At 60.7% G+C, this 19365-nt stretch carries 16 protein-coding genes and 2 pseudogenes; 7 read left to right on the forward strand and 11 right to left on the reverse strand.

Going from position 1 to position 19365, the window contains the following annotated elements; genetic code table 11:
* Positions 1 to 172 precede the first annotated feature (172 nt).
* Complete coding sequence (locus IFT99_RS22110; protein ID WP_192135160.1) at positions 173 to 1498, forward strand: sigma-54-dependent transcriptional regulator; 1326 nt, start codon at positions 173 to 175, stop codon at positions 1496 to 1498.
* Positions 1499 to 1685: 187 nt separating this feature from the next.
* Here the strand turns inward: IFT99_RS22110 and IFT99_RS22115 are convergent, their stop codons facing one another.
* From IFT99_RS22115 to IFT99_RS22145, 7 genes and pseudogenes are all read right to left on the reverse strand, one after another.
* Positions 1686 to 2627: a PfkB family carbohydrate kinase gene (locus tag IFT99_RS22115; RefSeq protein WP_192135162.1), complete on the reverse strand. Its 942-nt coding sequence runs from the start codon at positions 2625 to 2627 to the stop codon at positions 1686 to 1688.
* The gene (locus IFT99_RS22120) at positions 2617 to 4086 is read right to left on the reverse strand and encodes a purine-cytosine permease family protein (RefSeq protein WP_192135163.1); all 1470 of its coding nucleotides are present in this window, start codon (positions 4084 to 4086) and stop codon (positions 2617 to 2619) included. Before IFT99_RS22120 ends, IFT99_RS22115 begins: the two co-directional genes overlap by 11 nt.
* Before the next feature lie 159 nt (positions 4087 to 4245).
* Positions 4246 to 5262: an ADP-ribosylglycohydrolase family protein gene (locus IFT99_RS22125; protein ID WP_192135165.1), complete on the reverse strand. Its 1017-nt coding sequence runs from the start codon at positions 5260 to 5262 to the stop codon at positions 4246 to 4248.
* Positions 5259 to 5972, reverse strand: a complete 714-nt coding sequence (locus IFT99_RS22130) for a GntR family transcriptional regulator (protein WP_192135167.1) — start codon at positions 5970 to 5972, stop codon at positions 5259 to 5261. The genes IFT99_RS22125 and IFT99_RS22130 overlap by 4 nt, the downstream gene beginning before the upstream one ends.
* Positions 5973 to 6143: 171 nt before the next feature.
* Positions 6144 to 6812 carry a DsbA family oxidoreductase gene (locus IFT99_RS22135; RefSeq protein ID WP_192135169.1) on the reverse strand — a complete coding sequence of 223 codons (669 nt, stop codon included), beginning with the start codon at positions 6810 to 6812 and terminating at the stop codon, positions 6144 to 6146.
* 110 nt (positions 6813 to 6922) lie between these two features.
* Positions 6923 to 7915 (reverse strand): alpha/beta fold hydrolase, encoded by a 993-nt coding sequence (locus IFT99_RS22140; RefSeq protein ID WP_192135171.1) that lies wholly within the window; start codon positions 7913 to 7915, stop codon positions 6923 to 6925.
* A 156-nt stretch (positions 7916 to 8071) separates the two neighbouring features.
* A pseudogene (locus IFT99_RS22145) lies at positions 8072 to 8680 on the reverse strand (5-methyltetrahydropteroyltriglutamate--homocysteine S-methyltransferase); the annotation flags it as partial.
* 207 nt (positions 8681 to 8887) lie between these two features.
* Here IFT99_RS22145 and metR point away from each other — a divergent pair.
* Positions 8888 to 9805, forward strand: coding sequence for a transcriptional regulator MetR (metR, locus tag IFT99_RS22150; protein ID WP_065992512.1), 918 nt, complete (start codon positions 8888 to 8890; stop codon positions 9803 to 9805).
* Positions 9806 to 9832: 27 nt separating this feature from the next.
* On the opposite strand, the gene IFT99_RS22155 is transcribed toward metR, so the two are convergent.
* The 3 genes from IFT99_RS22155 to IFT99_RS22165 form a co-directional block, all read right to left on the reverse strand.
* Positions 9833 to 10237 (reverse strand): NUDIX hydrolase, encoded by a 405-nt coding sequence (locus IFT99_RS22155; protein WP_065993203.1) that lies wholly within the window; start codon positions 10235 to 10237, stop codon positions 9833 to 9835.
* A gap of 2 nt (positions 10238 to 10239) precedes the next feature.
* Positions 10240 to 11331 carry a D-alanine--D-alanine ligase gene (gene ddlA / locus IFT99_RS22160; protein ID WP_192135175.1) on the reverse strand — a complete coding sequence of 364 codons (1092 nt, stop codon included), beginning with the start codon at positions 11329 to 11331 and terminating at the stop codon, positions 10240 to 10242.
* A gap of 162 nt (positions 11332 to 11493) precedes the next feature.
* Positions 11494 to 11763 (reverse strand): type B 50S ribosomal protein L31, encoded by a 270-nt coding sequence (locus tag IFT99_RS22165; RefSeq protein ID WP_065992508.1) that lies wholly within the window; start codon positions 11761 to 11763, stop codon positions 11494 to 11496.
* A gap of 200 nt (positions 11764 to 11963) precedes the next feature.
* Between IFT99_RS22165 and IFT99_RS22170 the strand changes: the two genes are divergently transcribed.
* From IFT99_RS22170 to IFT99_RS22185, 4 genes and pseudogenes are all read left to right on the forward strand, one after another.
* Positions 11964 to 12335, forward strand: coding sequence for a hypothetical protein (locus IFT99_RS22170; RefSeq protein WP_192135177.1), 372 nt, complete (start codon positions 11964 to 11966; stop codon positions 12333 to 12335).
* Between the two features lie 231 nt (positions 12336 to 12566).
* Positions 12567 to 12824: pseudogene (locus IFT99_RS22175) on the forward strand (helix-turn-helix domain-containing protein); the annotation flags it as partial.
* A 144-nt stretch (positions 12825 to 12968) separates the two neighbouring features.
* Positions 12969 to 14111, forward strand: a complete 1143-nt coding sequence (locus tag IFT99_RS22180) for an OpgC domain-containing protein (protein WP_192135179.1) — start codon at positions 12969 to 12971, stop codon at positions 14109 to 14111.
* Between the two features lie 112 nt (positions 14112 to 14223).
* The gene (locus IFT99_RS22185; RefSeq protein WP_192135180.1) at positions 14224 to 14844 is read left to right on the forward strand and encodes a hypothetical protein; all 621 of its coding nucleotides are present in this window, start codon (positions 14224 to 14226) and stop codon (positions 14842 to 14844) included.
* Between the two features lie 46 nt (positions 14845 to 14890).
* On the opposite strand, the gene IFT99_RS22190 is transcribed toward IFT99_RS22185, so the two are convergent.
* Positions 14891 to 15826: a hypothetical protein gene (locus IFT99_RS22190; protein ID WP_192135182.1), complete on the reverse strand. Its 936-nt coding sequence runs from the start codon at positions 15824 to 15826 to the stop codon at positions 14891 to 14893.
* Between the two features lie 324 nt (positions 15827 to 16150).
* Between IFT99_RS22190 and IFT99_RS22195 the strand changes: the two genes are divergently transcribed.
* Complete coding sequence (locus IFT99_RS22195) at positions 16151 to 19273, forward strand: transglycosylase domain-containing protein (RefSeq protein WP_192135184.1); 3123 nt, start codon at positions 16151 to 16153, stop codon at positions 19271 to 19273.
* The last annotated feature ends 92 nt before the right edge of the window (positions 19274 to 19365 follow it).

Consider the following 19365-nt stretch of genomic DNA (forward strand, 5'->3'; position numbering starts at 1 on the left):
TGCGACAGTTCATGTGGGAGTGAGCTTGCTCACGAAGACGGCATCCCAGCCGCTGAAGATTCAGCGGTGTGGTGATGTTTGATGAAAGCGAGTCTGCTCGCGAAAGCACCCGGGCAGCGACCCTGTTCGAAAACCTGACACACCGCTTCGCGGGCAAGCACTGGAATACACCATGAACACTGATCTGACGGTCCTCATTGTCGAAGACGACCCGCATGTCCTGCTCGGCTGCCAACAGGCGCTGGCGCTGGAAGACATTCACAGCCAGGGCGTGGGCAGCGCCGAAGAAGCGCTGGCGTTGATCAGTGAGAATTTCGCCGGCATCGTCATCAGTGACATTCGCCTGCCGGGCATCGACGGGCTTGAGCTGCTCAAGCGCCTGAAAGAGCGCGATCGAACCCTGCCCGTGGTGCTGATCACCGGTCACGGCGACGTGTCGATGGCCGTCGGTGCGATGCGCGATGGCGCCTACGACTTCATGGAAAAGCCCTTCTCCCCCGAGCGGCTGGTCGAGGTCGCCCGCCGCGCGCTGGAGCAACGCGGGCTGGCCCGGGAAGTCTGGTCATTGCGTCGGCAACTGGCCGAGCGCGATTCTCTGGAAGGCAAGATCATTGGCCGCTCCCAGGCGATGCAAACCCTGCGCGCACTGATCGCCAACGTCGCGGACACCTCGGCCAACGTGCTGATCGAAGGCGAGACCGGCACCGGGAAGGAACTGGTTGCCCGTTGCCTCCATGACTTCAGCCGCCGCCACGACCATCAGTTCGTTGCACTGAACTGCGGCGGCCTGCCGGAAAGCCTGTTCGAGAGCGAAATCTTCGGCCACGAGGCCAACGCGTTCACCGGCGCCGGCAAACGCCGCATCGGCAAGATCGAACACGCCCACGACGGCACGCTGTTTCTCGATGAAGTGGAAAGCATGCCGATCAACCTGCAGATCAAACTGCTGCGGGTATTACAGGAGCGCACGCTGGAGCGACTGGGTTCAAACCAGAGCGTGGCGGTGGATTGCCGGGTGATCGCGGCGACCAAGTCGGAGCTCAACGCGCTGAGCAAAGCGGGCCAGTTTCGCAGCGACCTGTATTACCGGCTCAACGTGGTGACCCTCGAACTCCCGCCCCTGCGCGAGCGCCGTGAAGACATCCTGCAGTTGTTCGAACATTTTCTGCAGCAGTCGTCACTGCGCTTCGACCGCGAGGCGCCGCAGTTGGACGCAAAGACCCGCTCGGCGCTGCTGGCCCACGACTGGCCGGGCAATGTGCGCGAGCTGCGCAACGTCGCCGAGCGGTACGCATTGGGCCTGCCAGCATTCAAGACCGCCGGTGCGGAAGTCGCCACCCAGAGCCTGGATTTCGCCGAAGCCGTGGAAGCATTCGAGAAGAACCTGTTGGGTGAGGCGCTGCAGCGCAGCGGCGGGAATCTCAGCCAGGCCAGCCAGGAACTGGGCATGGCCAAGACCACGCTGTTCGACAAAGTGAAGAAATACGGGTTGGGGTGAGCAAGTTCGCTGTTTGATTCTGGCCGCAGACCGTAGGAGCGTGGCTTGTCCTGCGATCGGCTGCGCAGCAGTCGTAAACCGGACGACTCGGTCCTTCCTGAGGAACGCAGTCAGCGGATTGGCTGCCGCTTCGCGCCAGATCGCGGGACAAGCCACGCTCCTACAGGTCATGCGATGGCGGGGGTCATCAGGGTGCCAGGGGAAATTCGCTGCTGCCGACTAACTCATCCACCTCTGCCGCCGTCGGTGCAGTCGCCGGGCCCCAGCGAGTGACGGCAATGGCCGCCGCCGCATTGGCGCGCAATGCGGCTTCTGCAGCGGACAGCCCTGACGCCAGCCCGGCCAGCAACACCCCCGCATGGGCATCACCGGCGCCATTGGTGTCAATGGCCGTCACCGGGAAGCCGCGCACGTGTCGGGGCTCGGAACCCTGACGGATCCAGCAGCCATTCGGTCCGTCGCGCACCACCATCAAGGCATCCTTGCGCAGCCAGTGCGCCAGCCTGTCCAGGGCCCCCTCGATCGTCTCGCACCCGGTGAAGCGCAGCGCTTCTTCGGCATTGCTCGTCCACAGCGTGATCAATGGCAACACCACCTGCATCCCGGACGCCTCCGGCGAATCGATCAGCGGCCCCGGATCGAACACCACGCCCGCCCCCGCTGGCATGCGCGCGAGCCAGTCCAGCAGCGTCGACACCTTGCCGTCGTGCAGCAAGCTGTAGCCACTGACGAACACATAATCTTCAGGCTGCACCTCGACGCCACGCAGATCGTCAGCCGACAAACCGCCCTCGGCACCGACGTAGGAAATGAACGAGCGCTCGGCCGAAGGCTCGATGAGCGCCACCGACAGGCCAGTGTCCTGACCCGTCGACGCCGCCGCCGCGATGTCGATGCCTTCCGCCGCCATGGCCTGTCGCGCCAGATCGCCGAAACGCCCCGCGCCGTGGCGACCGAGGTACAGCGTTGGCATACCACTGCGCCGTGCGGCGGCCATCACGTTGAATCCCCCGCCGGTTTCGAAGGCCGCCGAGCGGGCGAGCACATCGCCGCCGGAGCGAGGCAAGGCGTCCAGCGCCATGACCAGATCGACCACGACCTGGCCGGTGTAGAGCAATCTAGCGGGCATGAACAACCTCTTCGGCAACAACGCGACGGTCACGGGCGCCGCCCAGCAACGCATACACACCGCCCGCGACCACGAAGGTCACGATCCAGCCCAGCCCGTTATGGCCGAACCACGAGTCGGACAGCAAACCTTTGAATATCACGTTCTCCGGCGTGGTCGCGACGGTGGTGAAACTGTACCCAAGCACGATGGCCAGGGCCCACGCACCCAGCGCACGCCACTCGATCCCGCCGCGATACCAATAGGCACTGCGCGGCGAGACGTCCATCAAGTCAGCGGGGGAATAGTAATGGCGATGCATCAGGTCGACGACGAAGATCCCGACCCACGCGGTGATTGGCACGGCTAGCATCGAAATGAACGTGATGAACGGGCCGTAGAAACTGTCGGCGATCAGCATGAAGTAAATCGAGCCGGCGAAGATCGCCACGATGTCGACAATCACTGCGTGCACGCGCTTGATCCTCAGGCCCAGCGTCAGCGTGGTCAGGCCCGCCGAGTACACCGACAGATTGTTGGAGAGCAGCAGCCCGCCGAATGCCGTGATCAGGTACGGCACCGCCATCCAGGTCGGCAGCAGTTCGCGGATCGCGATGATCGGATCGGTGGCCGACGCCAGGTGGTCATTGCCCACCGACAGCAGCCCGCCCAGGGTGATCAGCAACACCAGTGGAATGCCTGCGCCGAAAGCGGCCGAGGCCACCAGCCGCGTGGCCTTGACGCTGCGATGCTGATAGCGCGACATGTCGGCGCCCGCGTTGGCCCAGCCGATGCCCGTGCCGGCCGCCATGGTGCCGATGCCGATGATCATCGCGCTCATCGGTGCAGGCGCGGCGTTGAACACGGCCGCCCAGTCGATGTGCGCGATCAGGAACCCGCCGACGATGACGTTCAAAGCGCCAAAGATGTACGTCGCCCATTTCTGAATGACCAGCAGCGTGGCGTGGCCGAGCCCGGAAACGGTCAGCGTCATCAGCACGAAAATGGCGATGAACACCAGGGTCAGGCCCGGCGCACTTTTAGCTTCCACCGGCGTGGCGAAGAGAATCGAGCACAGCGACAGCAGTACGAAAGCGGCGGTCGTGGTGTTCACCGTCTCCCAGCCCAGGCGCGACATCAGCGAGACGATGGTAGGGCCGATATTCCCGCGCACCCCGAAAATCGCCCGCGACAGCGTCAGACTCGGTGCCCTGCCCCGTCGGCCGGCAATGGAGATGACCCCCACGACAGCAAACGAACCGGCCGCGCCGAGGATCGCCACGATGATCGCCTGCCCGATCGACAGCCCGCGAAAGGCCACGAGCGTTGCCCCCAGCGGCAGACCGAGGATGCTGATGTTGGCCGCAAACCACACCCAGAAAAGCTGCAACGGGTGGCCGTTGCATTCGTTCTCCGGAACCGGTTCGATGCCGCGTGTTTCAAGCTGACCTGCGCCTTGAGCGGCGTTGGATGTCGTCATGTGAATGCTCCTGTGCCATTTGTTCTGGTTGTGGGCAGTACGCAAAGCAAACGACATCCGTGTCAGCGTGGGCTTTTGCAGGCTGCAAAAACCCTGACTCGCCGCTACATGGAGCCGCGAGGTAGGTCTTGTTCTTTATACGGGATGGCTTCGGTCGGATCAGACCCCGCGCAGGGACAGCAACTGCTCGACCACGGGATGAAGGTCGAGCGCGTTGACGGTCTGGATCTCTTCGATCAGCGGTGCGGGCCAGGCGGCCATGCCCTCGCAGGCACCGAGCATCGCCCCGAGAATAGCGGCGATGGTGTCGGTGTCACCGCCCAGACTGGCGGCCATGCACAGTGCGTCGAATGCCGACAACTGCCCGCGAGCCACCTGATGCGCGACAGTGAACGCAGCGACGACCGATTCCTGGGAGGCGACGGACGTGCCGATCACGTCATAAATCAATTCGGGCAGTTGTTCATTGCTGCATTCGACGCACAGTTGTTTGGCCCACCGGATTCGGGCGGCAATGCGGCCGCCGGCGATCCAGTACCCGTAGCCCTCGGCCTCATGGGCGATGCGCGCGCCGACGTCGAGGGCTTCGCCCAGAGTGGCACCGCTGATACCCGCCGAGACAACCGCCGCGACCGCTGCTGCGCTGGAGATCCCGAGATTGGTGTTGTGGGTGACCTGGCAGGCCAGTTTGACCGCCTCGACGAAACGCGCCTCTTCGCGCACATCGAAGGCAATGCCCACCGGCGTGATGCGCATGGCGGCGCCGTTGGTGGTGCCGAAACGCCCCGATTCTTCGGGGCTGTGACCGGCCAGAATCATCTCGATGGCGCGCTTGGTCGAGGGGCCGAGCAGGTCTTGCGAACCCTTGGCCTGCATCACCGCTTCCCAGTCGATCAGGCTCTGCGCCAGATCCGACGGCTCGATGCGCCCTTCTCCAGCGACCAGCAGTTCAGCGACCAAAACGGCTTGTTCGGTGTCATCGGTGATCGATCCGGCAGGCATGTTCGGCGCAATAGGCTGATCGGCACCGGCAGCCTGCAACGTAGTGATGCGGTCGAATCGCTGCCTGATCTGCTCGCGACTCAAGGACTGCGTCGGCATGCCCAACGCGTCGCCCAGCGCCAATCCGTAAAAAGCGCCCAGGCCTCGGTCGCGCGTGTCGATCAGTGCAGTCATGTGGGTGATCCAAAAGCCAGATGCAGACGAAAATGCACGGGGTCAAGAAGACTTTCCACGTGCTCCATGAAACGTTCGCGGCGATCAAAAGTAGTGCGAGTCGCCTTGAGGAACACCGAGCCCGGCTGGCGCAACATCAGCGCCGCGTCGTCGTTGCTCAGGGGCTCGGCACCGATCCACTGATCGCCGCGATCACCGACATACCCGTGGGCAGCCAGGGTGACCGTCAGCGAATCATCGATCAGCCCGTCGCGGGGCAGATTTTCCAGACCGTCGCAGGCCGGGATCAGCACACGCTCCAGGGAAACCACGCTGCCATCCCCCGCCGTGCGCCGACGATCCAGCGCGATGAACTCGGCCGTGCCGAACCGTCCTGCCAGATCGGGCCGCTGCACCGCCACCAGACGCAGAATCTCGGTGCTGACCCTGGCCCCCGTGTCGGCCAGGGCCTGGGCCCAACCGGCGCGCTGATCCAGCGAGATGCCGTCGTAGGTGACGATCGAACCGACGCCGGTTTGCGTGGCGATGTAGTTGCGCCGCTTGAGTTCGGACAGCGCCTCGCGCAGCGTGCCGCGGCTGACGTTGAATTCCTGTGCGAGCAGATTCTCGCCCGGCAACAACTCACCCGACCCCATCTGTCCGGTCTCGATGCGGCGAGCCAGCTCATCCACCACACGTTTTTTCTTGTCGAATCGAACCTGTCTAATCATGTACAAATTGATATCCGAAAGTGGCTGGGAGGAGCAAGTGTTTTTTGAAATGCAATGACGGAGGCGTAACAGCAGGTGACGGCTGCACGCGCAGAAGGATAATCGGCCGTCCGGGGTCGAAGAGCCCGGATCAGCCGCCTGTGCGCTGCGCGTCAGGCCTCATCTCGCGTTTCAATCAGCCCGATTCACCACGCTGGATTCTTCGCCCACGATCTGACGAATGGCGCTGACGAACACGTCGACGGGTTGCCCACCGGAAACGGCGTACTGGTCGTTGAAGACGATCGTCGGCACCGAACTTACGCCCCGCGATACCCACAGTTGCTCGAGTTCTCGAACGTCGCTGGCGTACTGATCGCTGGCCAGCAAGGCCTCGGCGCGCATCCGGTCCAGCCCCACTTTCTGCGCAACATCCGCCAGCACCTGGTGGCTGGATACGTTGGCATGCTGGCTGAAATACGCCGTGAACAGCGCTTCTTTCAGCGCGTGCTGCTTGCCTTCCAGCTCAGCCCAGTGCAGCAGTCGATGGGCGTCGAAGGTGTTGAAAATGCGCCGCTCGCCCTGCTTGAAGACGAACCCGAGTTCTGCACCGCGCTCACGGATGTTCTCGGCGTTGGCCTGGAATTGTTCCCGCGTCGAGCCGTACTTTTCGGCGATGTGCTCGAAGATGTCCTGGCCTTCAGGGGGCATTTGCGGGTTGAGTTCGAAGGGCTGGAAGTGAATGTCGGCTTGAACTTCATCGCCCAGATGCTCAAGCGCCTGGTCCAGCGCGCGCAGGCCGACGATGCACCAGGGACAGGACACATCGGAGATGAAATCGATTTTCAGCGGAGTGCTCATGGCAGCCTCGTGCAAGAGAGGAAAAGCACCACGATACGCCGATCACGGTGGCGCTCAAACCCTACACCGGCACGCCCACCCTCAATGGGCGGGTCAACCCCGCCGTCTTATTAGAGCTGCGCGACGTGGGATGCGTCTTCACGATGCTCGCGCAAATACGGCAACACGGCCGCCAGCAGCGGGGCCTTGAAGGCTTCCTGAAAGCGGTGGGCCAGGCCGGGAATGAGCTTCAACTGGCTGCCCTGAATGTGCGCCGCCACATGAATTCCGTGCATGACCGGCAACAGCGGGTCGGCGGTGCCGTGAACGACCAGCGTCGGCACGCGCAGACGATTCAACAATTCCACTCGGCTGGGTTCGGACAGGATCGCCAGAATCTGGCGCTTCACGCCTTCAGGGTTGAACGCCCGGTCGTAGGAAACCGCCGCCTGATGCAACAGCATCTGCCGATCATCCTTGACCTCCGGGCTGCCCAGCGCCGCCAGAAGATCGGCCTGTTGCTCAAGGGCAGTCTGCCGGTCAGGCGCGCCGCGACGGGCCAATAGTTGCAACAGCGCCGGGCTGGGCATCGGCAGCCCGGGCGCGCCGGAGCTGGTCATGATCAGCGTCAGGCTCTCCACGCGCTTGGGCGCCACGTCCGCCAGATGCTGCGCAATCATGCCGCCCATGCTCGCCCCCAGCACATGGAATTGCTGAGCGTGCAGCGCGTCCATCAGGCCGAGCGCGTCCTGAGCCATGTCGGTCAGCGAATACGGCGCCGACACCGGCAGGCCGATTTTGTAGCGCAGCACTTCGTAGGTAAGGTTGGGACTCGGCGGCGCCTGGACCCAGGTCGACAATCCTACGTCCCGGTTGTCGTAGCGAATCACGCGAAAGCCCTGCTGGCATAAGGCAACGACCACTTCGTCCGGCCAGTGGATCAGTTGACCGCCAAGCCCCATGACCAACAGCAGCGCCGGATCGGAATCACGCCCGATGCTTTGATACGCCAGGTGCACGTCATCGAGCTCGACCACCTGCGTGGGAACGTCAACATCGCATCGAGAGGCCGCAAAAGACGGCAGGCTGCACAAGAGCGCAGCCAGAAAAAGTAAAACCCGCATGGAAAAACACCGACACACAGAACCCCAGTAGGCCGCGAGTCTGATGAAGTTTGCTCAAGCGCGCTGCCACAGTTGCGTGACAGTTTGATGAAGAGGGCTGAGCGGTAGCAAAACGGTCATCTCACCCTGTATTCACGCGGCCGCTGTTGCCGGCGAGCTGATCGAATCTGCCACCCACAGGTTGTCGGCGAAGCGCAGTTGAGCCTCTTTTACCACCTCAAGGGCGGCTTCGCTGTCGGTGCCAGCGGGGTCAAGTTCGCCTGCTACACCCAGCGACAGCACCTTGTAGATGGGCAGGCGGTCCAGCACCAGAGGCATTTGCTCCGGGGCACTGAGCACATCGACATGCAGGCCTTGCACTGGCAAAGACACCGCAAGGCCAAGGTTGCTGCCCAGCCCCAGACCGCCGCAGGAGACCGCGAGCAGCTTTTTAAGCGGCGAGTATTGCAAGGCGTGGTACGCGCGCTCGAAGGCGTTCTTCCAGTCCTGGGGCAGGTCGAGGGTCAGAATTGGCTCGTCGATCTGTACCCACTCGACGCCCTTGCCCGCCAGCCGGCCGAGGATCTCGCCGTAGACCGGCAGCAGACGGTCGAGCAGGTCGAGCTTATCGAAGCCCTCCCCTTCCGCTTGTCCCAGCCAGAGGTACGTCAAGGGACCGATGATCTCCGGCCGGAGGGTGTGGCCCTCGGCGCGGGCCTGGTCGACCTCATCGAACAGCGGCGCCCAGCTCAGGTTGAAGCGCTGGTCATGGGTAAACGTTGGCACCGAATCCACATCAATGCCGTCACCCAGGGTTTCGAGGATGTGCTTGAAGCCCCTGGCCACGCCGATGTGAGGAAAATTAGAGTTGTTGACCTGGCCCATGCTGACTGCTTCCTTCAAAAGATGGCGCCATTGTCGACACTTACCCTGACATGAGACAAACTCATTAAATTCGTGTTGATCACAAAATTTACTCATGGAGCGCCGTCGGTGCTGGAAATTCGCCACCTGAAAACCCTGCATGCCTTACGCGAAGCAGACAGCCTCGTTGACGCCGCTGACCGCCTGCATCTGACGCAGTCGGCGCTGTCGCACCAGTTCAAGGAGCTGGAAGAACGCATGGGCATGCCGCTGTTCGTGCGCAAGACCAAACCGGTGCGCTTCACCAGCGCGGGCCTGCGACTGCTGCAACTGGCCGACTCGGTACTGCCGCAACTGCGCCATGCCGAACGGGATATCTCGCGACTCGCCGGCGGTGTCGCAGGGCGTCTGCACATGGCCATCGAATGCCACAGTTGCTTTCAGTGGCTGATGCCGACAATCGACCAGTTCCGCGATGCATGGCCGGAGGTGGAGCTTGATCTGGCGTCGGGCTTCGCTTTCGCGCCCCTCCCCGCCCTGGCCCGTGGCGATCTGGATCTGGTGGTGACGTCGGACCCTCTGGAACTGGCAGGTATTACCTATGTGCCGTTGTTTACCTACGAGGCCATGCTCGCGGTCGCCAATCAGCATCCGCTGGCGGCCAGGCCTTATGTGGTGCCGGAAGATCTGATCAATGAAACCCTGATCACCTACCCCGTCGAGCGCGACCGCCTGGACATCTTCACGCGTTTCCTTGAGCCGGCCGACATCGAACCGGCGCAGGTGCGCACGTCCGAGCTGACGGTGATGATGATGCAACTGGTCGCCAGCGGCCGCGGCGTGTGCGGGATGCCCCACTGGGCGCTGCATGAATACAGCTCACGCGGGTACGTGAAGGGCAAGCGGCTGGGGGAAAAAGGATTGTTCGCCACGCTGTACGCGGCGATTCGCGCTGACATGCTGGACGCGCCCTACATGCGTGACTTCTTGCTGACGGCGAAGGACACGTCGTTTTCGACACTGGACGGGGTAAGCGCGGTTCGTTAACCCGCCGCACCGCACCCCCCATCAAAATCAGGCGATTGGCAGGCCTCGGTACAGCGGCAATATCGAATCCCGGGTCAGCGGCGCCAGGTGCAACTGCTCAATATTCTCGCCGTCGACCCAGATCGCTTCCTCGATCTCGGCCGCGGGATTGACCGGCTCGTCCACGTGAACGCCGTACAGCTGGCAGTTCACTTCGAAGCCCGGCTCATTCGCCGCCACCGCCGAAAACTCGCCCAGGAATCGCGCGTGTTCAGGCGCGATGACCAGCCCCAGTTCTTCGTTCAGCTCACGGGCCAGCGCATCGAGCGCCGACTCGCCGGCATCGATCTTGCCGCCCGGCTGCATGAACGCTTCGGTCCCGCGCTTACGCACCAGCAGCGTCTTGCCATCGGCACGGGTCAGCAGCGCGGCGGCAATACGGAGCGTCTTCACCGTCACAGCACCACCTCGGTTTTCAGCGCGCGGGTTTCTTCGGCACGTTCCAGCGCCAGGGTGATTAACCGATCGATCAGCTCGGCGTAGCTCAATCCGCTGGCCTGCCAGAGTTTCGGGTACATGCTGATGGAGGTGAAGCCGGGGAGCGTGTTGACCTCGTTGATGATGATTTCCCGTGCCTCGGTGACAAAGAAATCCACCCGCGCCAAACCGGCGCAGCCCAGCACGCGATAGGCCTGCAGCGCCACTTCACGCACGGCCTCGCTCATCTCTTCGGCCATCTGCGCGGGGATGGCGATGCGCGCCTGACCGTCGTTCAGGTACTTGGTGTCGTAGGCGTAAAACTCGTCATTGGCCACGACCTCACCGCACACACTGACCTTCGGCTCGTGGTTGCCCAGCACGGCGCATTCCACTTCGCGACCGACGATACCCTGCTCGATCAGCACCTTGTTGTCGTACTCGAAGGCCAGCTTCAGGGCGGCTGCATAGCCGGCCTCGTCGGTGACTTTGCTCACGCCAACCGACGATCCCTGGCACGCCGGTTTGACGAAAAGCGGCAGGCCCAGCTGGGCGGAGACGCTGACGAAATCCACGGTCTCGCCACGCTGAAGGACCACGAACGGCGCCACCGATATACCCGCATCGCGCAGCAGCCGTTTGGTCACATCCTTGTCCATGCAAGCCGCGGAGCTCAGCACATCCGGGCCCACGAACGGAATGTCCAGCAGCCGCAGCATGCCTTGCAGGCAGCCGTCTTCGCCGAAACTGCCATGGATCAGCGGGAACACCACGTCGATGCGCGGCACCTCTGCGCCGGTCTGCACTTCCACGAATTGCGGCCCGCTGGCGCCCGGCATCAGCGAAAGCAGACGCCCGGAGTCACTGAGCTTGATGTGCGCAGGATCAGTAGGGTTCTGCAGGTAATCCTGCTCGTCGAAGCGCAGCCAGTGGCCCTGCTTGTCGACACCAATGAGGGTGATGGAGAAGTTGTTGCGATCAATCGCGTTGATCACGTTGCGCGCCGATTGCAACGACACTTCATGCTCGGAGGATTGCCCACCGAAAACGATGGCGACTGACTTTTTCAAAGGGGGATGCTCCTGAATTTCAGGTCGCAGAGCTAAAAGCAATTTGGCCCGATAGTCCAGTGCCAAGGTGGCTTGCGAGACGGAATACAGGAAAAACGGGGCAAAAAAATCCCGCGCCCGGGTGATCGACTGGCGATGCCCGGAGCGCGGGAGGTGCTGCTGTCATTCCTCTTTCCTGGCGCCGGAACCGAAGGTCGCGAAGCGCTTGTTGAAGCCCGCGATGCGGCCTTCGGTGGTGGTCTTGCGTTGTTGACCGGTGTACATGGGATGCGACGCGCTGGACACGTCGAGGGCAACATAAGGGTAGGTGGTGCCATCGGTGTGCGTGTGTGTGCGATCGGTATCAACCGTGGAGCCGATCAGGAAAAACACATCGGCAGCAGTGTCGTGGAAGAGCACTTTACGGTAGTCGGGATGGATGTCGGGCTTCATCGTTTTTCTCCAGAATGTAAACAATCATGTAATACGTTATACAGTATCAATTCGATAAAGTTCAACCGCTAACGATTTTGTAACGGTTACAACTTTCGCCTTTTCCGCCGCTTCCCCTGCCGCTAACGTTCGCGCCTCTGACGACCTCAGCCCGGTCCTCGACGGGAACGGAATGAACAAAAACACCAGGAGGGAGTGCCATGCACTTGATCGATCGATACGAAATGAGTGTCCCGGGACACATGAAGCTGATTGACGCCCGCAGCGCGTTGAATCATCTGCAGCGTCTGGTCCAGGCAACTGGCGGCAAGCCTGAATCCGAGCAACTCGTCAGCCTGATCGAAACGATCGTGGAGGCTTTTCACGAAGCCGCTGACGACGTCATGCCGGTCAACGACCACGACGTGTTCATGCGCCAGGCGTGTGAATGGAACTACATCGCGCTGTCTCCCAGAGAGCGTGAAGTGCTCCACGAGATCCGCTGCTGCAACGACGAGGGCAAAGAAGACATTTATCGAATGGTCAGCGAGACGCTGGACCGCAAGCCGATGCTGATGCCGCAAGCTCAGTAATTCACGGTTGGGTTGGAAATCTCCGCGAAAAAAGGGGCGCCTGTGAGTTCCCCTGGTGCATTGCTCGTCGTTAAAAATGCCGGTTCCAGGCCAACCTGACGGTGTCGCAGGGATGAGATCGAATGAAAGCGTTGAGCCGCCGTCCACCAGTCGATTTCGGACTGCTCTACGGCTTGCGAGCCGAGACGGCAGGCTCACCTGAGCGCGCCATCGCATTTTCGTTTATTTCGAATAACATCCTCAGTTCTAGGCAACGTTGTCAGGGTGGTCCCGGTGCATGCCGAACTGACGACTCAGGAAGCCGCTGATCTCCTCAACGTCTCTAGACCTCATCTCGTCAAGCTGCTTGGGGAAGGCGCTCTTCCTCACTTTAAAACCGGTCGCCACCGCAGGGTGTTGTTCTCTGACCTGATGGCGTTCAAGAACAAACGCGACGAAGCCAGCCGAAAACCGATGGATGATTTGTCCCGGCTTTCAGAAGAGCTATAAAGCGAGACATCCTGCAACATCCACCCTTTGCTTTTACCCCGCAAACCCGCCACCCTGCGCGCCGCCGATCAGACCCTGCTGACGGCAAGGAACCATGGCCCCATTGGCCCCTCTTCTTTAAACACCTTTGCAAGGCCCACCGTCATGACGAACGGACGCGACCATCGCATCGACTTCTTTCGAGGTCTGGCGCTGATTTTCATTTTTTGGGATCACGTGCCAGCCAACCCTTTCGCGCAACTGACGCTGCGCAATTTTGGCTTCAGCGACGCCGCCGAGGTGTTCGTGTTTCTCGCGGGCTATGCCGCCGTACTCGCTTACGGGCGCGTGGCGCAGCGTGACGGTTATGTCGTGGCGTGCGTGCGTATCCTGCGGCGCACATGGGTGCTGTACGTCGCGCACATCTTCTTGCTGACGCTGCTGATGGGCATCGTTTTCGTCGCCAACAATCACGTCGAAACCCGGGACATGGTGCGGGAGATGGGCCTGGAGTATTTCGTCGGCAACCCGCAGCAGGCGCTGGCCGATGAACTGTTGCTGCGCTTTAAACCCAACCTCACCGACCCGCTGCCGCTGTACATCCTGCTGATGGGCACGTTGCCGTTGATCCTGCCTGTCATGCTGCGCAACGCAGCGCTGGCGATCGGCCTGTCGATTGCCCTGTACATGATGGTGCCGTTGCTCGGCTGGAACCTGCGCGCCTACGAAGGCGGCGGTTACTGGTATTTCAATCCCGTCGCCTGGCAGTTGATCTTCGTGCTCGGCGGGGCCTTTGCCCTGCATACCCAACGGGCGCCAATCGTAATCGCCCCTGCTCGGCCGCTTTGGCAACAGCCGCTGTTTCTCATAGCCGCGGCTTACCTGCTGCTGGCCGGCGTCATCACCGTGCTGTGGAAATTTCCCGACGTGCATGACGCGCTCCTGCCTACCGCGCTCACCGAATTGATCTACCCAATCAGCAAAACCGACCTGTCGCCGCTGCGCCTGCTGCATTTCCTTGCGCTGGTGTATGTCGTCGCGAAGACGCTGCCGACGTCGATGACCTGGCTCGACAACTGGCCTGTCCAGCAGACCTGCCGGATGGGCCGCTATTCGCTGGAGATCTTCTGCCTGGGCGTCCTCCTCGCCCCGCTGGCCGACATGGCGAACGCGCTGGCTGACGATGCCTGGCAAATGCGCGTGATCACCGCGTTGTTGGGGCTGGGATTGATGCTGCTGTTGTCGAACTGGCTGGAGTTGAACAAGCGATTGGGCAGTCCGAAAGCGGTGCAGGTGGTGAAGGTTTGAGAACCATGTCTCACTTGGATGGAGCTTCGGAAATTTCCTACTGGTTTATCAGGCAAAGCTTTTTCGCGAATTGCCGTTACGCGAAGGAGTGGACAAATCAGCGGAGGAAAAAATGGAACTACATCACCTGATGCAGCACGTGGCTTTAGCACCAGCGAGGATCTCAGTACAGCTAAAGCAGGGCGAAGAATCCCCCGGCAGCCTAGACGTGTCTCAAGGCCCAGTTGCAGTGGAAGATGAACAACCGTGGCTTGCCGAGCCGAATATGAAGAACATAACAAGCATGGCCGACTATCTAACCTTGAAAAGGGTTGATGCGGCCATATCGCTTGAACTGGCAAATCTGGCTTATACGTCATTCAAAAACGAGCTCTATAAACTACGACCGGAACTGGCTTCCAAAAACTTCAGCTTTGGCTTTGATAGCAGTGGGAATATCCAGATACTCGACCCTCAGGAAAGTCTCTCCACAGAGGAGCGGATCTGGCTGACCGAGCAGCTAAAGCACCGAGGCATTGAGGATCATTTGGTCGACCATTCCAGCGCAATGTTAGCGTTAGCCAAATATGACAAAACCGGCTTCAATACCCTCTACAAGCTTGAGGCGGCTGATATCGCCCGGATTGTTGACTACGGAAAAATCCTCGAGAGCGACGACATGGAGCAAACGTGGAAAAAACAAATCTCTGAGAGGGCGGAAAAACGGACACCGTTTATCTCAGTGCATATCTGAAGCAGCGATAAGCTTGGCTGGAGAATGACCAGCCAAGCTCATTCATTCAGGCGGGCCCAGGAACACTTTTAATTAGCCGTTGATTGCAGATATGGCCGAATAGCCTAAGATCTTTATTGGCCTCTACCTCTCCCTTAGCACCCAGTAAAAAGTTGGAAAATACATAGCCGCCCACATAGTAATAACTTCTCCACGTGTTAGTACCGTGATTGTAGCTTACGTAATCCCTGGCCTCGTGGCCTCCGGCACAGCGCTCGAAGTTAACGACTTTGGTGACGACACCGTGCTCGTCACTGATCACCTTCTCTACGACCGGCCGAATGCGGGATTCCTTAAGACTGAGCACAAATCGCCCGACAGCCCCTTTCAGCGGCGCCCCGACAGAGTCAGTGAATCTTCCTTTCAAGATTCCTTGGGTGTAGCCCTGTGTCCATAACCAAGACGGTTCGGTATAACCTGAAGGAATCCTGTTAACACCGATTTCGTCGCTAAATTCGAAATTTTTTAAAACGGGGTAAGAGCCGATCGCCAAATGATAAGGCTGTCCAGATAAAGGGACATCCGCTCTGTGGATAACCCTGATAAGCACCTCAGTCCCAGGCATCAAACTAGAGAACTTATCTTCAGAGTCAGGTTTTTTAAGCCAGTTAGCACCATCGAAGTATTCCAGCTCCCAAAACGGTGCACCTGACAATCCCGGTGTGTTAGACACCAGTACATCTTGGCCCCGGACGGAAGTAAAACTGTAGTAGTGAACGGCGGTCTTGCTTTTAAGCACAGCGTCTAACACGTGAGTTTGATCAGACAACACAGTAAGAATCATCTCACCATCATCATGTACCTCAGAAACACTTTCCTCTAAACCTTTGGCATAGGGTTGAGCGGGGGAGATTGATTGAGCGCTGGCAGGCGCGGCGAGAGTACAGACACACGCTACAAAAAATCCTCTTAACATGTCACTCAAAATTATTTTTCTGCTCATAGTTTCATCCTCTTTAAATTGATTTGCCACCGCATTCAGAGGTGACAAAAGGACGTAACTATCTCAATCAACGCCGGTCAACTGACGAGGCTGAAAACAAGAGATTTCCTACAAATCAGTCAGTCCCCATAACGGCCCCCGGGGAAGGAATAATCAGGCACGAGGCGCGAGATCCCTCGCGCCCATCACGAAGTTCCAGCGGTTGGATGACGAACGTGCCTCCTAAAGAAGCCGACCGAGCGCCGGTCACAAACTCTTCACCCGCGCCCACCAGCGTCTACGCTTGTAACAAGTGCGATGTGCAGGTTTGACCGGGCTTACGATATGGGCGCTTTTTGGCATTCCGATACGAAGAAGGCTGCGGTCAAGGCTGACAGTCAGGGGAACGGATCAGTGCCAGCCCATGCTCGCCCACGGCGTTACGTGTGGCGGTTTTTGCTGGTGGCGGTGCTGATGGCAGCAGTGATCCTGGGATTTGTGGTCTCGACCGAGGTGCGCAGCTCCCGTTTGCAGGCGCAGGAGTTCAGTCATCTGGCCCAAGGCCTGAGCTACGCTGTCGAAGCCGGTCCCAGCGACGCGATTGTGTATCCCGGTGACGGGCCTTTCGACAAGCGTCTGGGCTATTCCGCCCTCGGCGAATTCCTGCCGCGCTTGCTCAAGCGTGACTACCTGATCAGCGCCCAGGCGCGGTTCTCCCCTGATCTTATGTCCTACGCCAGGCGCGGTTTCTTCGTCCCGTATCAGGAGAAGATTCAATCCGGCCTGACCATTTCTGACTGTCGCGCCGCGCCGCTGTATCAGTACACCTATCCGCAGCAGCTGTACCCGACCTTTGCCGCGATCCCACCGGTGCTGGTCAACAGTCTGTTGTTCATCGAGAACCGCGACTTGCTGGATGATCAGCGCCCGCTGGCCAACCCGGCGGTGGATTGGCCAAGGTTCTTCAAGGCGGCGCTCTCTCAGCTGGCGAAAATGGTGGGGTTGCCGGGGCAATCGGCCGGTGGCAGCACGTTGGCGACACAGTTGGAGAAGTACCGGCACTCGCCGGACGGCCTGACGCTGTCGGGCAGCGAGAAGATTCGTCAGATGGTGTCCGCCAGCGTTCGCGCTTATCAGCCGGGGCAGCAGACCCTTGAGGCGCGGCAGCGGGTGGTGCGGGACTATCTCAACAGCGTGCCGCTGTCGGCGGTCCCGGGTCATGGTGAAGTCCACGGCATGGCCGAAGGGTTGCGGGTCTGGTACGGCGCGGACTTCGACCGCACCAACCAGTTGCTGGCGTCGACGGCAAAAGACGATAAAACCCTGGCGGCGCAGGGTTTGGCGCTGCGCGAGGTCCTGTCGCTGGTGATCGCGCAGCGCAGGCCCTCGCACTTTCTGGCGAAGGGGCGCAAGGAGCTTGCGGATCTGACTGACAGCCATCTGCGCGTGCTCGCGCAGAACCATGTCATCGATCAACCGCTGGCCGACGCCGCTCTGGCCGCCAGCTTGACCTATCGCGACTGGGTGCAGCAGCCGACCGTGCAACCGATTGAGAGCAACAAAGGCATCACCGTCGCCCGCACGCGGCTGTCGAACATGCTCAACCGTTCGCTCTACGACCTTGACCGCCTGGACCTTTCGGCCACCAGCACGCTGCAAAACGACCTGCAGGTCAGCGTCGGCCAGTACCTGCGCGACCTCGCCAAGCCCGAATTTGCCGGTCAGATGGGGCTGATCGGTGAGCATCTGCTGACGCCGGCCAGCACCCAGGCGGTGCGTTACAGCTTTACCCTGTTCGAGCGCGACCCCGATGGCTCGCGGGTGCGGGTGCAGACGGACAGCACGGATCAGCCGTTCGACATCAACGAGGGCAGCAAGCTGGAGCTGGGATCGACGGCCAAGATGCGCGTGCTGACGACGTACTTGCAGATCATCGCCGAGCTGCACGACAAGTACGTCGATCTGCCCGCCAGCGCCCTGAGAAAAATCCCGGTCGAGGAGTCCGACCGCCTTAGCCGCTGGGCGGTGGACTACCTGATTCAGAACACCGATCGGGACCTCGCGAAGATGCTCGCTGCGGCCCTCGATCGTCAGTATTCGGCCAGCCCCGGCGAAAGCTTTTTCACCGGCGGCGGCCTGCATCATTTCAATAATTTTCGCCGGGAGGACAACGCGCGCAACCCCACCCTTCGCGAGGCGTTGCGCGAGTCGATCAACTTGCCGTTCATTCGCCTGATGCGCGATCTGGTGCGTTACACCACCTACCAAGGGCCCAACAACAGCGCGGTGTTGCTCAAGGACGACAGCGATCCGAGGCGCCAGGAATACCTGGCCGATTTCGCCGACCGCGAGGGCAAGTCGTTCCTGCTGCGCTTCTGGAAACGCTATAAAAACAAATCCACCCAAGACCGACTCGACACCTTCCTCGACGGGGTACATCCTGCCGCGAGCCGACTTGCCGCCGTGCACCGTTACCTGCTGCCTGACGCTTCGCAAAGCGCGTTCAATGCGTTCGTGCGGGCGCACATGGCCGGGGAAAAGGGTAAAACGGCGCTCACCGAGAAGCGCCTGGACGACCTCTATTTCGCCTACGGCCCCGGAAAGTTTGATCTGCCGGATCAAGGGTACGTTGCCCGCGTTCATCCGCTGGATCTGTGGCTGGTGGGGTATCTGCTGCAGAACCCGGACGCCACGTTCAAGGATGCCGTCGCGGCCAGCCGTTTCGAGCGTCAGGAGGTCTACAGCTGGCTGTTCAAGAGCCAGCACAAGAGCGCGCGCGACAGCCGTATCCGTACGATGCTGGAGATCGAAGCGTTTCTCGACATCCACCAGCGCTGGCAACGGCTGGGGTATCCGTTCGATCATCTGGTGCCGTCGCTGGCCACCGCCATTGGCAGTTCCGGTGATCGACCCGCCGCGCTTGCCGAACTCATCGGCATCATCCAGAACGATGGCATCCGCCTGCCGGTGTTGCGCATCGACAGCCTGCACTTTGCCGCGCAGACACCGTACGAAACGCAACTGATCAACAACCCCGAGCTGGGCAAACGGGTGCTGCCCTCGGAAGTCGCCGCAGCCATGCGCGAGGCGCTGTCCCAGGTGGTGGATGCCGGCACGGCAAGGCGCGTGTCCGGCAGTTTCAAAACCCGTGACGGCAGCGTGCTGGCCATGGGCGGCAAGACCGGCACGGGCGACAACCGTATCGAAAGCATTGGCGCAGGGGGTCGAATCCTGGCGTCCAAGGCCATCAACCGCACCGCGACGTTCGTGTTTTTCATCGGCGACAACCACTACGGCACGCTGACGGCCTACGTCCCGGGACGCGCCGCCGAGAGCTTCAAATTCACCTCCGCCCTTCCGGTGCAAGTCCTCAAAGGCATGGCGCCGATCCTCAATCCCTACTTGGAGCCGGGCACTTTCACCCAGTGCAAAGCGCCCGTCCCTACGCAGGTGGCCACGCTTCTGTAACCGGTATTCATCGATCCCATGCCTCTGAAACGGGACGACAACCGTTCGTCTTAACCCATCTTGTGGAAACAATAAGATATATCTTAAGGTAT

This window comes from Pseudomonas sp. CFBP 8772 (genome assembly GCF_014841665.1).
In the GTDB taxonomy this organism is placed as follows: Bacteria; Pseudomonadota; Gammaproteobacteria; order Pseudomonadales; family Pseudomonadaceae; genus Aquipseudomonas; species Aquipseudomonas graminis_B.

Coding starts and splice junctions, on each gene's coding strand:
- IFT99_RS22165 (WP_065992508.1), bottom strand. CDS start 11,763: ATGAAGCCCGACATCCATCCCGACTACCGTAAAGTGCTCTTCCACGAC.
- IFT99_RS22125 (WP_192135165.1), bottom strand. CDS start 5,262: ATGACTGCACTGATCGACACGCGCGACCGAGGCCTGGGCGCTTTTTAC.
- IFT99_RS22135 (WP_192135169.1), bottom strand. CDS start 6,812: ATGAGCACTCCGCTGAAAATCGATTTCATCTCCGATGTGTCCTGTCCC.
- IFT99_RS22195 (WP_192135184.1), top strand. CDS start 16,151: ATGGGCGCTTTTTGGCATTCCGATACGAAGAAGGCTGCGGTCAAGGCT.
- IFT99_RS22185 (WP_192135180.1), top strand. CDS start 14,224: ATGGAACTACATCACCTGATGCAGCACGTGGCTTTAGCACCAGCGAGG.
- IFT99_RS22130 (WP_192135167.1), bottom strand. CDS start 5,972: ATGATTAGACAGGTTCGATTCGACAAGAAAAAACGTGTGGTGGATGAG.
- IFT99_RS22190 (WP_192135182.1), bottom strand. CDS start 15,826: ATGAGCAGAAAAATAATTTTGAGTGACATGTTAAGAGGATTTTTTGTA.
- IFT99_RS22115 (WP_192135162.1), bottom strand. CDS start 2,627: ATGCCCGCTAGATTGCTCTACACCGGCCAGGTCGTGGTCGATCTGGTC.
- IFT99_RS22120 (WP_192135163.1), bottom strand. CDS start 4,086: ATGACGACATCCAACGCCGCTCAAGGCGCAGGTCAGCTTGAAACACGC.
- IFT99_RS22140 (WP_192135171.1), bottom strand. CDS start 7,915: ATGCGGGTTTTACTTTTTCTGGCTGCGCTCTTGTGCAGCCTGCCGTCT.
- IFT99_RS22170 (WP_192135177.1), top strand. CDS start 11,964: ATGCACTTGATCGATCGATACGAAATGAGTGTCCCGGGACACATGAAG.
- IFT99_RS22180 (WP_192135179.1), top strand. CDS start 12,969: ATGACGAACGGACGCGACCATCGCATCGACTTCTTTCGAGGTCTGGCG.
- IFT99_RS22110 (WP_192135160.1), top strand. CDS start 173: ATGAACACTGATCTGACGGTCCTCATTGTCGAAGACGACCCGCATGTC.